At 49.8% G+C, this 15,211-nt stretch carries 11 protein-coding genes; 5 read left to right on the top strand and 6 right to left on the bottom strand.

What is annotated here, in order from left to right; all coding sequences use genetic code 11:
- Positions 1-142: 142 nt before the first annotated feature.
- Positions 143-721 carry a hypothetical protein gene (locus ABIC22_RS11900; protein ID WP_354480994.1) on the top strand — a complete coding sequence of 193 codons (579 nt, stop codon included), beginning with the start codon at positions 143-145 and terminating at the stop codon, positions 719-721.
- Between the two features lie 136 nt (positions 722-857).
- Here ABIC22_RS11900 and ABIC22_RS11895 read toward each other — a convergent pair whose 3' ends face one another.
- Both ABIC22_RS11895 and ABIC22_RS11890 read right to left on the bottom strand, forming a co-directional pair.
- Positions 858-1,646: an SDR family oxidoreductase gene (locus tag ABIC22_RS11895; protein ID WP_354480992.1), complete on the bottom strand. Its 789-nt coding sequence runs from the start codon at positions 1,644-1,646 to the stop codon at positions 858-860.
- Between the two features lie 26 nt (positions 1,647-1,672).
- Complete coding sequence (locus ABIC22_RS11890) at positions 1,673-2,176, bottom strand: GNAT family N-acetyltransferase (protein WP_354480990.1); 504 nt, start codon at positions 2,174-2,176, stop codon at positions 1,673-1,675.
- A 196-nt stretch (positions 2,177-2,372) separates the two neighbouring features.
- On the opposite strand from ABIC22_RS11890, the gene ABIC22_RS11885 reads away from it, so the two are divergent.
- The gene (locus ABIC22_RS11885; RefSeq protein ID WP_483312541.1) at positions 2,373-3,545 is read left to right on the top strand and encodes a methyltransferase domain-containing protein; all 1,173 of its coding nucleotides are present in this window, start codon (positions 2,373-2,375) and stop codon (positions 3,543-3,545) included.
- Between the two features lie 142 nt (positions 3,546-3,687).
- On the opposite strand, the gene ABIC22_RS11880 is transcribed toward ABIC22_RS11885, so the two are convergent.
- The 3 genes from ABIC22_RS11880 to ABIC22_RS11870 form a co-directional block, all read right to left on the bottom strand.
- On the bottom strand, positions 3,688-7,068 hold the full coding sequence (locus ABIC22_RS11880; RefSeq protein ID WP_354480986.1) for a GH36-type glycosyl hydrolase domain-containing protein: 3,381 nt from the start codon (positions 7,066-7,068) through the stop codon (positions 3,688-3,690).
- A gap of 129 nt (positions 7,069-7,197) precedes the next feature.
- On the bottom strand, positions 7,198-7,965 hold the full coding sequence (locus ABIC22_RS11875) for an alpha/beta hydrolase (RefSeq protein ID WP_127537292.1): 768 nt from the start codon (positions 7,963-7,965) through the stop codon (positions 7,198-7,200).
- Between the two features lie 114 nt (positions 7,966-8,079).
- Positions 8,080-9,096 carry a LacI family DNA-binding transcriptional regulator gene (locus ABIC22_RS11870; protein WP_354480984.1) on the bottom strand — a complete coding sequence of 339 codons (1,017 nt, stop codon included), beginning with the start codon at positions 9,094-9,096 and terminating at the stop codon, positions 8,080-8,082.
- 458 nt (positions 9,097-9,554) lie between these two features.
- On the opposite strand from ABIC22_RS11870, the gene ABIC22_RS11865 reads away from it, so the two are divergent.
- From ABIC22_RS11865 to ABIC22_RS11855, 3 genes are all read left to right on the top strand, one after another.
- Positions 9,555-11,189, top strand: coding sequence for a helix-turn-helix domain-containing protein (locus ABIC22_RS11865; RefSeq protein WP_354480982.1), 1,635 nt, complete (start codon positions 9,555-9,557; stop codon positions 11,187-11,189).
- 109 nt (positions 11,190-11,298) lie between these two features.
- On the top strand, positions 11,299-12,327 hold the full coding sequence (locus ABIC22_RS11860) for an iron-hydroxamate ABC transporter substrate-binding protein (protein WP_354480980.1): 1,029 nt from the start codon (positions 11,299-11,301) through the stop codon (positions 12,325-12,327).
- A 98-nt stretch (positions 12,328-12,425) separates the two neighbouring features.
- Entirely contained in the window at positions 12,426-14,138 is a 1,713-nt protein-coding gene (locus ABIC22_RS11855) for an ABC transporter ATP-binding protein (protein ID WP_127537296.1), read from the top strand.
- A gap of 103 nt (positions 14,139-14,241) precedes the next feature.
- Here ABIC22_RS11855 and ABIC22_RS11850 read toward each other — a convergent pair whose 3' ends face one another.
- Complete coding sequence (locus ABIC22_RS11850) at positions 14,242-15,156, bottom strand: class I SAM-dependent methyltransferase (RefSeq protein ID WP_354480978.1); 915 nt, start codon at positions 15,154-15,156, stop codon at positions 14,242-14,244.
- Positions 15,157-15,211 lie beyond the last annotated feature (55 nt).

The raw sequence follows: 15,211 nt of genomic DNA, 5'->3' as shown, positions 1-15,211 counted from the left end.
TTTTGCATGGGGCCGACAAATTCAACTTTTACTGCCCCTTAAGGTCATTTTCATCCTCTCTTCATCCTGGACGCCTAAGATAAAGTTGTGGGTTCTTGGCCCATGCCATACACAACTATACTGAGAAAGAGGATGATCGCTGATGAAGAGAAGCAGAACATCAAGAACCATGATGATTACCAGCACGATGGCTTTGACGATCGCGCTTGGCGGAGGATGGTTTGCAAACACCACCGCGAGTGCCGATCCGGCTGCGGGCACTTCAGCTCAGAAGAAAAATGCCAGCCCCACAACGAATTCACATACATCGAAATCATCAAAATCCATAAATGCTAACAAGGGAGCCGGGCATGGCCGATACACGGATGAACTGGTCTCCGCCCTCGGCGTAACAGTAGACAAGCTGAAGGAAGCCCGCAAGGCAGGCAGCACGATTGCCGAGATCGCTGCCAGTAATAATGTAGACGTGCAGACTGTAATCGACAAGCTAGTCGCTGCCGGGAAGAGCGAGCTGCAGCAGCTGTCTGACGGGAATATCACACAGACCCAGTATGACAAACGGATAGCCGGCCTGAACGAACGGGTGACGGACTTGGTAAACGGCGTACTGCCGGAAGCACGACAAGGTTCCAGAGGCAAGCGTGGCGAGGCATCAGGAACTGAATCCGATTCAGGCAGCTCAGTCGAATCCACCAGCACGAACAGCACGGATCCGGCTTGATGGATCGTGCCAGCTCGTTTGTATACTTTTGCATATTTTCGATCAAAAACCCTCTGTCTTCACCCATGGTGTGACAGAGGGTTTTACATCGTTCCCATATATAACCGGAACTCTTCAGACAAATGACCTTTCCATCTTAGAGAGCTCGTACCATACCGCCATCCACCACTAGCGAAGTACCAGTAATGTAGGTATTGGCCCCGGATAACAGGAACACTACGGCTTTGGCGAATTCCTCGGGCTGGCCGTATCGTCCCAGAGGGATTTCCTTGCGGAACTGTTCGGCTACCTCTTCTTCACTAATTCCATTCTGCTCTGCGCGGGCAGTGTCGAGTTCACGTATCCGATCTGTTCCGATTCGTCCGGGTGCCACCGTATTGATCAGAATGCCATAAGGGGCAAGCTCCTGTGACAACGTCTTCGCCAGACCAAAGACACCCGTACGGAATGTATTGGACAGGATCAGCCCCGGAATTGGCTGTTTCACCGAAGTTGAAGCAATATTCACAATATGTCCGCCGTTGGTCTTCATATAAGGGAGGGCCCCACGAATCATACGTACATAGCTCATCACATTCAACTCAAATGCACGTTCCCAATCCTCATCGGTCAATGATTCAAATGTTCCCGAAGGAGGACCGCCAGAGTTGTTCACCAGAATATCAATCTGCCCGAACAGCTCCCCTGTCTTATGGATTAATGAGTTAATGTCTTCCTTGCGTGTAACATCCGTTACGCAGTATTCAACGCGTCCTCCGCCATCCAGTTCCAGCAGTTCTTGTTTGACGGCTGCGAGCTTCTCCTCGTTCCTGCTCGCAAGCATCACGTCTGCGCCTTCTGCGGCCAGCTGTGCTGCCACCGCCTTGCCCAGTCCCTGACTGGATGCCAGCACCAGCGCTTTTTTACCCCGAAGTCCCATATCCATTATATTGTTCCTCCTTCGTCATCGAACTACCGTTCATTCCGGATAAAATAACTCATGAGAATATCGTCCACATACTTCCCGGCGATATAAAATTCCGACACCAGTCGGCCCTCCGTCTCAAATCCACATTGGGTATAAAAAGCGATCGCTCCCGGATTGCTCGACAGCACGCGAAGGCGCAGCTTATGAATCCCCTGTTCACGAGCATATTCTTTCATGGCATGCATCAGGGACGTGGCCACCCCACTGCGCCGGTAATTGGGATGAACAGCAATATTAATCTCGTAGACATGACGATTGACAGGCATCCCCGTAGGCGGATAAAAGCCCACATAGCCGCAGACCCGTTCTCCCTGAACGGCAACCAGCTGGCTGCCGGGCGGACAATGCTGCAGAAATTGCTGTCTGGACTTCCAATGAAATGGCGCTGGAGAGGTATGTATATCCCACACCAGAGCATCCATCTCCATCAGTTGGGGTGCATCCTTCATCTCGGATGGCCGAATTTTATACGTTTGACGGGTAAGCATCGCATTTCAACCTTTCATACAGGTAATTACATTATTCCAGCGCGTTACATGGCCCTTGGATAATAGCTTATAGATGCCACTAGCGCATTTTTCTCATCTGATTATATTGTAGCACAGCCCTAAGCCCGAACTAAAATGGGGATCTCCCCTTAACCTTTACGTTACGTCATCGTTTATACTGATTATCATGAAGGAGGTGCGGCCCTTGAATATCAAAGAGGCGGCAAGCAGGCTTGGCATATCCCCCAGAGCGATCCGTTTTTACGAGGAAAAAGGATTAATTCTCCCCGCCAAGCAGGCCAGCAATGGATACCGGAGCTACACGGAAAATGACATCTGGCGGCTTCAGACGATTGCCGCACTGCGGGAGATCGGCATGTCACTTCAGGATATTACTCACGCGCTCAGTGAGATTGATCAAGGCAACCAGCAGCGGCTGGAGGAATATCTGGAGCTGCAGCAAGCCGTCATGTATGCCCAGTGGGTTGAACTGAAACGCATGCTGGATACGACCCAGCGCATGATTGATCTCAATCGTCAAGACGGGCCGCTGGATGTTAGCCATCTCCATGAGCTCGCAGACAGTTCACGCCGCTTGCGGGAAGCACGCCAGAACTGGCATGATCGTTGGAACTATGATACCCAGGCTGCTATCCATGATGAGCGTGTTCACGCCAAGAGCGGCAGCATCCCTGTATCTTCCCCATCTTTCCCGGAAGAAGCTGGTAGCATGCCTTACAACGAATCCGGGTGCACCGAAGAACCCCCAGATACCCAGAAGGCACCATCGTCTTCCTTTTATCTATATCACAACTATGACGAGGCGCTGGAACAGACTGCGAATTGGATCTCCCCTGTTCCCGGTGAACACGGACTTGATATCGGAACAGGTACAGGCAATCTTGCTGGCAAGTTACTGGAACGCCAAGCCATCATGACAGGAATTGACCAGTCCAGAGAAATGCTGCGTACATGCCGTACCAAGTATCCTGGGATGCATGTAAAGCTGGGGAACTTCCTGGCACTGCCTTTTACCGATCAGACCTTTGATTTTCTTGTATCCAGCTTCGCCTTCCATCATCTGAGTCCGGACCAGCAGCAGCTGGCACTGCAGGAGATGCAGCGGGTATTAACCCCGCGGGGACGAATCTGTCTAACCGATCTCATGTTTGCGGACGCACTTCACCGCGAGGCTTATATAAGACAAGCTGAGGCAGATGGAAACGGTGAGCAGCTGCTTGCCATAAGAGAACGCCATTTCCCCCTGCTGGATGAATTAACCGGGTGGTTTGAGACGCATGGCTATGTTACGAAAACCGTTCGTCACAATGAGCTGCTGCAGACGATGCTGGCAGTTCCGCTGCGTTGATAAAGGTGATTAGCCAGCGCGTGCTCCCCATCTGACATAGGCCATGGACCATTGTCTCTCACGTTTCATGAAAAAAGACCATCCTGCCTGTTAAGGAGGATGGCCTTTCATTACACTCAAGCATCAAGCTATAAGAAGTGAGTTACATATAAATATCAACGATGGTACGGTCCGAAGTACGCAGCTGTCTGAACTCATCCAGTGAGATGCAGACTCCGCCCTGACGGTAACGGTTCGCCGTAACTTCTGTGCGGATCTCCTTGCCGTTTAAGGTTACGCGGTTAACCGATCCTTCGTTCAGGTGATAGATAAACGTTACCGGTTCGCCTGCATATTCAAACTCGAACTGCATGCCATCCAGCTCGGCTGGCAGGACAGGGTCAATGACCAGATCTCCACCTTCCTGACGGATACCGAGTGCATTCGAGATCAGCTGGTTCATGTAGATCCCCGGGCCGCTGGAATAGATTCTCCATCCACCCTTCACCTGTACGGTACCTTTGCGCAATTGATCAAAATGCTCCTGCGCCTCATAACGTGTGTTGAATTTGCCGTCGGAACTGCTGAAGTACGCATTGGCTTGACGGATCTCTGCATTAGGCACAACCTCACCGATTCCAACCGGATTGATCATCGCGAGTCCATTCCATACCTGATCGGTCTTACCGAGTTTGGCCATTGCTTCCACATAACGAATGTGGGCGTGTACGTACTGCAACCCGATCTCGCGTCCGAAGTTGGATGCTTGTTCTGCCCGCTTGAAGTGGGTGCTCACACCGCCGGCATACTGAGCTGGACGATTCATCAAGCGCACGCCATCCGGGCACAGGAAATGCTCGCGAATCAATGCATAATGCGATTCAGCCTGTTCTGCCGTAAGCAATTCACCGATCATGCTGCGTGTCATAGGCAGCAGACGATACTGAATACCTGTCTCTGTATCGGTCGGATGCAGCATCAGCTTCGCCTGATCCGCGTCCTCCATGTACACAAAGCCCGGAATAACATCGGTTCCCAGCATGTAACGGTTGAAGTCTTCACGGATACCCTGAGCCAGAACTTCAAGCTCCTCTGCGAAGGAAGCATCCTTGTATTTCAAAGCCTGTGACAGCACGTTGACGGATTGATACGTCAGAGCTACCGTCCAGCTGCTCACCATAAACTGCTTGAGCTGTGCATTGGCTGGTTGCAGGGTATCGTCCCAGTCCCCATCGCCATAGGAAGACAGGAACGTATCGTGCAGGAAGTGCGAACGAATGTATTCGATCTCTTTCTTCGCATGATCCAGTACCGTTGCTGTGTCTTCCGTGAATCCGAAGCTGTGTTTGACGGTGTAAGGCACCTTCTCATCCAGAATCGCATAGTCGCGCGTCGCCGTCAGATAGTCTGCCAGCACTTTCAGCGGCCAGACGATGATATCGCCGTGACTCTCTTCCTGCTGAATGGCAAAATATTTGTCAAACATGAACCATTGTGGCCAGTTGCCGTCATCCTCGTATTGGTGCGTGTAGACCATTTTGATAATATCGCGTACCTGCTCGTATTTTTGAGTAGCCATGAAGTATTCAACCGGACCCTGACATACGTCCCTTGTACCCCATGCTGCGCCGCCGTATTGCTCCAGACCGTGAGGCACGGAATAGTGAACCAGCATGTTGTGTGTGTACCACCAAGCCAAGGCATTCACTTTGAACAGGTCCTCAGCACTCTGACCTTCGCCGCGGGACAAACGGAAGCCATTCATTACACCCGCGAAGAATTCGCGATAAGCCTGTACTTCCTCTTCAAATGAAAGAGTTGATCCAGCTTCAGCAACTTGGCCTTCCAGTACACCCTGAACCTTAAGCGTCCACTCTGCACTCTCTTCCAGGCTAAGCGTAACCAGCGAAGCCGATCCACTGCGGATACCGCTTGCCAGCAGCGTCTCGTCGCCTGCGTTCATTGAGGCACCCTCTACAGACATGCGATATTGCAAGTCAGGATATGTGCCAGCACTGATTGCTTTTGGGTCCGCTTTGAAGACCAGTGTATTGCCATCCTGCGTCATGTGCAGCGGATATTCGTATTCGTTCACGTTCATTGTGATCTGGTTGGTTACCAGGTAGCGATAGGCTTTACCGCTTGTAGAACGAACATTCATGCTCACTTCGGTTGTATGTGCACCTGTATAGTTCGTTACGATGAGTGTATCGGATTCAGTTTTGTACATCCAGCGCACATAGTTGAAGCCAATTTCGAACAGTGACGGCATCGTGAGCAGACGATATTGGCCATCCATCTCTACGTAAATGCGTTGGCCAGCGGTCTTCGGCACGTTCAGTGCATTGCGGGCGTTACTGATCATTTTGTTAAAATTGGTGTTGCCGATAACCAGCTGCGAGTTGAAGATACCGTACATATAAGATGTTGTTGTAATGACCTGTGCTCCAAGCTTCACGTTGCCACCGCTCATCAGGATATGACCGTGAGGACGCTCCACCAGCAGTTCCTTGGCTTTCAGGACGATATGTTCGTAGCTGCCTGTGAAGAAGGACAGGAGTGAATCCTCATTACGCTCTTCCTGATGACGATCAGGGAACAGTTCCTTGATTTCCTCTTCCGTCAGGTCCATTGCCACAAGCGGCTCGCCCAGGCTGGAAGACAGCTTCACTTGCTCGAGTGTTTCACCGTACTGAACTTCGAGTTTCTGTACAGCGTCCCAAGCCGCAGTCACTTCATCTGCATACTCCAGTGCAGAAATGCCTTCTGGATGATTGGACTTCGCCAGTCCATAGAAAACAACCTCAGCTTCCCCGTTCAGGTTCAACAGCTCGGATTGCAGCGCCGTATAGGCGAACTCATATTGATAAGTCTCATTAGCCAGCGTTTTACGGCTGAGACTTTCAGGCTCGTTGGTTTCCTTGTAGGACAGACCGAAGAACTGGAAGCCATCTGTGGAGTAACCGACTGCCTTGGTCAAAGAACCCTGCTGCATATATGGGAATGCGCCGCCCTGAGGCTGGTTTTGACGCGAACAAACGACATATCCCTTCGTTCCATCTTCAAAGACAGTATGGTCAATATACTGTGACAGATAGGCCTCGTTGCTGCGTACCGCACCCGGATCAGCCAGTCCAACATCCTGTCCGTAGACGATATCCACTCCGTTATGCTGCCCTTTCAGTTTCACATCCCAGAACCAAACGCCTTGCGATGTTGCAGTGAACACGACCTGATAACCAATGCCTTGTTCCTGTCCTTCCAATGGGATGCTGCCTTCCCAGATCAGTTGATTGTCTGGCTGAGTCTTGCTTGTAATCACCTTACTGTTCGAACGTGCACCCAGCAGCGGGAAAGAGCTAATGTTCTCGCCCTCATGTACTCGCAGGTACAGATTGTTCAGAGAACCATCGATCTGGTTGCTTAGCAGCTGGTTCAGCATGGTTGTACCGGAAGTTGCCTGGTACAGGTCCCCACTGTTCAAAAAGGTAAACGTCAATTCCCCGGCAGTAAGCCGGATCGGTTCATTAATCATCGTTGTCATGTCATTCACTCCTTCATTTAGTAAAAATCGAAACGTTTCGAATCGATCGAAAAAGAATAGGGTTCCTCTGCAAACCGACCTGTTCAAGGCCAATCCGGTTACGAACCCCTGGTTTTATTTTCACGCTGGCTATACCTGAACAGGCAACCATTCCAGAACACGCTTGATCTTCATATCCCAATAACTCCATTCATGGCCACCTGGCTCTTCCTCATACGTCACCTGTACATCCAGTTCCTTCATCGTATGCCGAAATGTCTGGTTGGCTTCGTACAGAAAATCTTCTGTCCCGCAGCATTGATACAATTGTGGGAACGCCGTCCCTGACGCAGCCAGTCTGCGGCTAACAGCCAGCAGATCGTCATCACTGCCTTCAATTCGCTCCGGACTCCCGAAGATGCTCTGCATTTCTGCAGGGGTGAAGTTCCCCTCGCCACGTACCCTGCTTGCCAGATCAAGCCCGCCCGAGAGGCTGGCTGCCGCAGCATATCGTTCCGGAAAACGCAGACCCAGCTTGAATGCACCATACCCGCCCATGGAAACACCTGTTACAAATGTATCTTCACGGCGGTCCGAGATGGGAAAGAGCGACTTCACGAATGCAGGCAGTTCCTCACTTATATATGTAAAATAAGACCCGCCCTGCTGCATATCCATATAGTAGCTTCGCCCTGCCGATGGCATCACAACCGCAATTCCCCGGGCCTCGGCCAATCGTTCGATGGATGAATGCCGTGTCCATTCGGAGTGGTCTGCACCGCGCCCATGCAGCAGATACAGAACAGGCAGTTTTCCATTCCGGCTTGCGCGAAGCGGTGAATGCTCAGGCAGTATAAGGGTAATGTCTGTAGACACGCTAAGACTTTCGGCGAACAACTGGCATTGAATCAAAGCCATTGCTTCATCTCCTGTTCAACGAGATTTACGTAAGGATCATTAGATTATTTATTTAAGATACGGTCCCTTATGCTCCAGGCATACCAGGAACCATATCCATCCAAATGCTGCTTCTTACGCGGGCTGGTTACCCGACTCTGCCTGCACAGAGCGTACAGATTCGCGTTCCACCATATCAATCGTCAACGTATACGATGGATTCACGGCTTCACCATTCAGCATCTGGAACAGCAGATGTCCTGCAAGTGATCCGGCCTCGTGCTTCGGCTGCCGTACCGTCGTGAGGGGAGGACGAACGAATTCAGACAATTGAATGTCATCAAATCCGATAACCGAAATATCATTGGGTACGGATATGCCGCTCTCTTCCAATGCCTTCAAACCACCTATAGCCATTTCGTCATTCCCGTAAAATACAGCGGTTGGAAGCTCGCCCTGCATAATCATCATTTTGGTTGCGCTATGCCCGCCTTCACGAACGAAATTGCCGCTTAGACGCCATTTGGATTTCTCCTCAAGCCCTGCTTCCTTCATGGCTCTCAGATATCCCTGGTAACGCAGGGCATTATCATACGAGTTGGATGGACCGCTAATATAGGCAATCTTCCGGTGCCCCTCATTGATCAGGTGACGCGTAGCCAGGTATCCACCTTGTTCACCGTCAACCAGCACATTGACCAGATGGTCACCCGACAGATGACGATCCATTACAATAATAGGAAAACGCTGTCCCGCAGATTCCACCAAAATGTCATCATGGATGTTGTGTGCGAGTACAATCGCACCATCCACTCTCTTTTCCCGCAAAAACCGGACTGCCGTTGAATCACGACCACCCATCGAACTGCATGCAATCAGATCATATCCATTCGCAAGCGCCACATCCTGAACACTGCGAATCAACTCCGAGTAATACGGACCCGAAAGATCAGTCAGAATTAACGCAATCGTATTCGTCCGGCTCCGTTTCAGGTCCATGGCAAAGCCGTTTTTGCGATAATTCAGTTCTCGGGCTGCCTCCAGCACTTTTGCCTTGGTCTTGGCGCTAACCTTGCTGTCCCCGTTTAATGCATAGGAAGCGGTCGAGAGCGCCACACCTGCCAGCTTTGCCACATCCTTAATCGTTGCCATTCCACGTTCGCTCCTTCTAACTTGACCAATTTCATAAGTTACCTACATTTTATACTGTAAATGGTTGTGACAACCACCAAATTCTATACTATATCATTGAATGATAGCCGTTTCTATTCAATCGAAACGTTTCGAAGCGATATCAAAAAAAATTCTTCCATTTGACTTCTTGCCCAACGGCTCATTCGGACCAGCTTTACCTGGGGATCCATTATCATCGAGACAAACCCTTCAATGTTCACCCAACAGGCAGTTCATTACAAAAATTGTATGGACATGCTTCTTGGCAAGACATTGAAACGTTTCGACATTTTTATTATAGTCGGTGTTGATAGCGATTTCAACCTCTTTATTCATTTTCGCTGAAATAAATGGACTTCCTAATCCAGGTAACCACATTCAACAATTATGGTATATACTGCATATTAATTCAAACCAAGTAAGGAGACACCTGTGTTATGAGCTATATAGAGCAAAGTGAAGATCAACATCCGCTAACCCAAAACGGGCCTATGCACGAGATTCGGTCCCTTCCACCGGTGATGTACAAGCTGCGCTACCTGGTTCATTTTCATGACCAAGAGGCCTTTTCTCGCACAGATGAAGACTGGAACAGATTGCATGTGATTTATGTCGTTACATCGGGTCAGGCCAGGCTGATCAGCATGGATCGCAATTTGACGGTAAATACCGGGTCTGTAGTGGTTCGGCAGGCCGGAACCCTGATTCAGCATGAACAGACACGCGGCTCTCTATCGCCGGTACAAGGGATTGCTATAGCTTTTGAAGGAACCGACATTGAATCGCCGCGCTGGCCGTTTGGAACACCTGCATCCATTGCGAACCGCGGGATTGCCGATATGGCATTCGAGCTGATGCTTGCCTGTTCCAAAAGTGAGGCGCCCGGCCTGTTCAAACCCCACATGCTATTCTATCAGCTGCTTGATGCGTTATACGATCATTCTGTCCGTTCGAGCCGCAATGAGCATTCATGGCTGGACCTTGTCATCAGACACATTCATGACAAAGTTGACCATCCACTGACACGAGATCAATTGGCGAGGGATGCCAATGTGAGCCCCGAACACTTTTCGCGGGAATTCAAGAAGCATACCGGTCTTACCTTTGTGGAATATGTCACCCGCCTTAGAATCCGATTGGCACAAGAGCGTCTGCTATTCGCCAATCCCACACTGCAGGAGCTCGCACAGCTGACAGGCTACCGGGATATTTTCTATTTAAGCCGCAAATTCAAGCAGATGGTTGGAACCGCGCCAACCCTTTACCGAAAGACGCCCAAGAAGATTGTATCCCTAACTTATAACTATACCGCTTCTCTGCTGGCACTGGGCTATACCCCCTACATGGGAGCTGTGCCCTCCTGGATGGAAGATAAACTGGCCCAAAATGGACAGCAATCCTTCATACAACACTCCGAATATGAACTGTTTACCCGGCTTGATCTGATTGCAGACTCCGGTGCTGACGTCATCATCGGTTACGCGCCTCACTCCAGCACGGATGAACTGCGCCAGATCGCACCAACCATTCTGATGCCATTCGAGAAAATGGATTGGCAGGAGCAATTCCTTCAGCTGGGCCGGGTTACAGGCCTGGAGAACAATGCCAAGGTATTGCTAAGTCGGTATGATCAGCTTCAGGCAGACGCCAATCATATGCTGGACTCATCGATCGGCACGAGAGGATCAGCCATATGCATCTTTTGGACTGGCAAAAGCGGAGCCTATGTATATGGCCAAGGCTGGGGCAGGGCCTCACATATCCTGTATCAATCGTTGGGCTTCACTCCCCCCGCACGTATGGAGAAGGATGGCCAGTTACTCACAGGTTATGTACATGTGCCCACTTCGGACATTCATCTGTATGCTGCTGATCACATATTTATGGCTTACCCTTCAGATCCAGAGGAGCGACAGGCTCTGGAAATACTCCTCAGTCAGGGGCAATGGAGCAGCCTTGGCGCTGTTCGAAATGGACAAGTCTACGAGATTGAAGCTGACATGTTTTACGGATTTGATCCACTATCGGTTATTGAACAGCTGCAGACTATAGTGCATAAACTCACATCATAATTGTCCATGGAACACTGATCATAGTTGTCCATTTACAAATATCAAATCTTCCTCTATGTTATTAATGAGAATAATAATCATTATTAATTGTCACAGGGGGAACTTACCGATGTTTGCCGTCAAAAAACGCTTTTCCGGCTTGCTGCTTATGCTAGCCATAATCATGATCCTGTCTGCCTGCAGTAATGGTGCAGGCTCCAGTGCTGCAGAACAGACCGCCACAGGAACGGAATCTGCATCCGGTTCAACAGAGGCAACCACAGAGTCCTCGACCGATTCGGGTACTTCCGCTAGTGCAACAAGGATCTATAAATCCCTAAGCGGGGATGTTGAGATCCCGGCCGAACCCAAGCGTATTGTTACCGACATGTACGTAAGTGATCTGCTTGCTCTTGGTGTAAAGCCCGTTGGTGCAGTTAATTACTACCTGGATAATCCGTTCTATGCGGATCAGGTCGCAGACGTCGAAGGTATTGGTGACCGCGGCGCCGTATCTCTTGAAAAGGTTGTTGAATTGAATCCGGATCTGATCATTACCTATTCTGCTGATGCTGAAGAGATTGAAAAATATCAAAAAATAGCACCTACCGTTGTCATTCCCTACGGCACATTCACCAATGTGCATGACGAAATCCGTGGATTCGGGGAACTGATGAACAAATCCGAAGAAGCCGAAGCGTGGCTAAAATCATATGACGAGAGCATTGAAGCCTCCCGCGCTAAAGTAAAAGCAGTGATTAAGCCTGAGGAAACGTTCTCGATTCTTGAAGTATCCGACAAGAGTTACTATGGTTACGGGGATAATTTTGGCCGCGGTGGACAGGCCGTCTATCGTGCATTGGAACTTGCACCGCTCGAGATCACCAAGAAAGAACTCATGGGTGATACGCAGTGGAAGGAAATTTCGCGAGAGGTCATCGGTGATTATGCAGGGGATCATATTTTCCTGACCGTGAGTGAGGGTAATGCCAATTACCAGGGCGATGCTATCTGGCAGAACCTGCCGGCTGTGAAGAACAACCAGGTGTACGAACTACAGGAGGATCGCTACTGGTACTTTGATCCGATCGCAATCCAGGGTCAAGCAGAAGAATTCGCTGATATGATCGTGAAACGTGCACAGCAGAACCGCAAGTAAATAGCATTTATAAAATATATCCATCATGACTGAACGCTATGTCCGGACAGGCCTTGAAGCCTGCCTGGGCTTTTGCGTTATAGAAGGGAGAAATACATATGCTTCGCCGTTTCATGGCATATTACCGCCCCTACAGGGGACTTTTTATTCTGGATTTCTCTTGTGCCATTGCAGCTGCCCTGCTGGAACTCGTGTTTCCGCTGGCAGTAAACCAGGTGGTGGACAAGCTGCTCCCTGAGGGCAACTGGTCCATGATTTTAACCGCATGTGCCGCTTTACTCGGCATCTATCTGCTTAGTTCCTTTTTCCATTTTGCAGTCACCTATTGGGGACATAAGCTGGGGATTAACATTGAATCCGATATGCGGAGAGAACTGTTCACACGTGTACAGAAACAGTCCTTCCGCTTCTTCGACAATAACAAGACAGGCCACCTTGTTTCACGTATGACCAATGATCTGATGGATATTGGGGAAATTGCGCACCACGGACCGGAGGATTTATTTATTGCCCTGATGACGCTGGCCGGTGCCTTCGGCATCATGCTCAGCATCAATTGGCAGCTCGCTGTACTGACCTTTATCATCGTGCCGCTGATGATCTACCTGTCCCTGTATTTCAGCCGCAAAATGTCCAGTGCCTTCAAACGCATGTTTGCCGATATTGCAGACTATAATGCTCGGGTCGAAAACACGGTCAGCGGAATCCGTGTAGTACAGGCTTTTGCCAATGAAAATCACGAAATTGGTCGTTTTACTGAAAATAATGAACGCTTCCGCCTTACCAAACTGATCACCTACCGCATTATGGCGTGGAACTCCTCGCTTAGTTTTATTTTGATGAAATTCGTCTCGCTGTTTGTGCTGGTATGCGGAACATGGTTTGTCATTCAAGGAAGTATGACCTACGGGGAATTTATCGCCTTCGTGATGCTGTCGAATATTTTCCTGGGTCCGATCAAACAGATTAACTCTGTCATTGAAACCTATCCGAAAGGCATTGCTGGTTTCAAGCGGTACCTGGAACTTCTCGAAGCTGTGCCAGATGTAGAAGATACACCGCAGGCCAAGCCCATCACAAGCGTAAGCGGAGATATCGCTTTCCATAATGTTAGCTTTTCCTATGGTGAACATAAGCCTACATTGGACCAGGTCAATCTGGAGATTCAAGCCGGGCAGACCGTTGCACTGGTTGGACCCTCCGGAGCGGGCAAATCCACGCTGTGCAGCCTGATCCCGCGCTTTTATGATGTGGATGCTGGCCATATCACCATTGATGGGATTCCAGTGAAAGATATGACGTTGGAGTCGCTGCGCTCAAATATCGGCATTGTACAGCAGGACATATTCCTGTTTGATGGCACCATTCGTGAAAATATTGCCTACGGCAAATTGAATGCATCGGATGAGGAAATCTGGGAAGCCATCCGTCGGGCACAATTGGAAGAGCTGGTACGTTCACAGCCGGAAGGACTCGACACCATGATTGGTGAACGCGGCGTGAAATTGTCCGGCGGACAGAAACAGCGCCTGTCCATCGCGCGCATGATTCTGAAAAATCCGCCCATCCTCATCCTGGACGAAGCAACTTCGGCTCTGGATACCGAAACAGAAGCTGCCATTCAGCTGGCGCTGTCCGAGCTGGCTCAGGGACGTACAACGCTCGTTATTGCGCACCGACTGGCAACCATCCGGCACGCGGACCGCATTATTGTCGTAGAGAACGGTGGCGTAGCCGAACAGGGCAGCCATGATGAGCTTCTCGAGCGGGAAGGCTCCTATAGCCGACTGCATCAGGCACAATTCGGATAAAGTGCTTCATTTACATTGTTAGCTCAAATACCCTTCCCCCTGACTTATCGGAGGAAGGGTGTTTTACTAATTTAGAGTATGCCAAGCTACACCCTAAATTCGCTTATTTTTTTACAACATGGATAAAATGAATCGTCTCAAATGCAGTCAATTCATCTGTACGATTGTTGAAATATCGCTGCTGGATATCTTCAGGGGACAAATGCTCATAGATGAGAAGTCCTGCATCCGCCAGCAGGCCTTCGATCTCGTGATACGCGAAACAGGATTGCATTGGCTCGCCGGAGGACGCAGCCAGCTTCAACATGTTCTCTACCCGATTAAATATGCCTTTCTCCTCAAAGAGTCGTTCATCTGCATAATCCAGTACCATCGAGCTTCCGGATGGAAGGTTGGCGAAAGCCTGCCGCAAAAGATTGAACAATACCTCTTTGGACAGGTAATACGAAACGCCAAGCAGGCTGAGGAACGTTCTCTGATTTTTGAAACCTCTGCTGGTCAGATTTTCATAAGCAAACCCATGCGCAAAGTCCATTGGGATCAAGTGCAGGTTGCTTGGGATTGACAGGTTGGCCAAACTCAGCCTATCACTCTTAAACTGCTGCGTAGCCGGATGGTCAACTTCAAAGATATTCAGCCTGTCGCTCAGTTCCGGGGTTCTTAACGCAAAGGTATCCATTCCGGCTCCCAGAATGACATATTGTCTGGCCCCCAGGTTGACTTCATGGAGCACTACCTGCTCGCAGTAGGCTGCTCTCGCCAAAGCAATGGGAGACAACTGGACTTGGGTGATCCACCTCAATATTTTATCGGGGTCCTCCTTCCCCATATCGGCCATTTCGGGATTAAAAAAATGAATGCCCTGCACCATTTGCTCCCGAATCTGTTCAAACTCCTGTGGAGAAATCAGAGCCTTGGCTAGATGATCATCGAAAATCAGAGGTGAGTCATATTGGCTGTGATAGGCGCGGCCAAAGGCCGAGATCAAAGACGTAATGCTGGATTCATTCGGCTTCATATTTATCCTCCCGCATAACAAAATAAGGTCCCCCTGGCCAGGAGAACCTTAGTAT

It is taken from the genome of Paenibacillus sp. PvP094, assembly GCF_040546835.1.
GTDB classification, from domain to species: Bacteria; Bacillota; Bacilli; order Paenibacillales; family Paenibacillaceae; genus Paenibacillus; species Paenibacillus illinoisensis.
The sequence above is the reverse complement of the archived record's forward strand: the minus strand, read 5'-3'. Positions and strand labels throughout refer to the sequence as shown.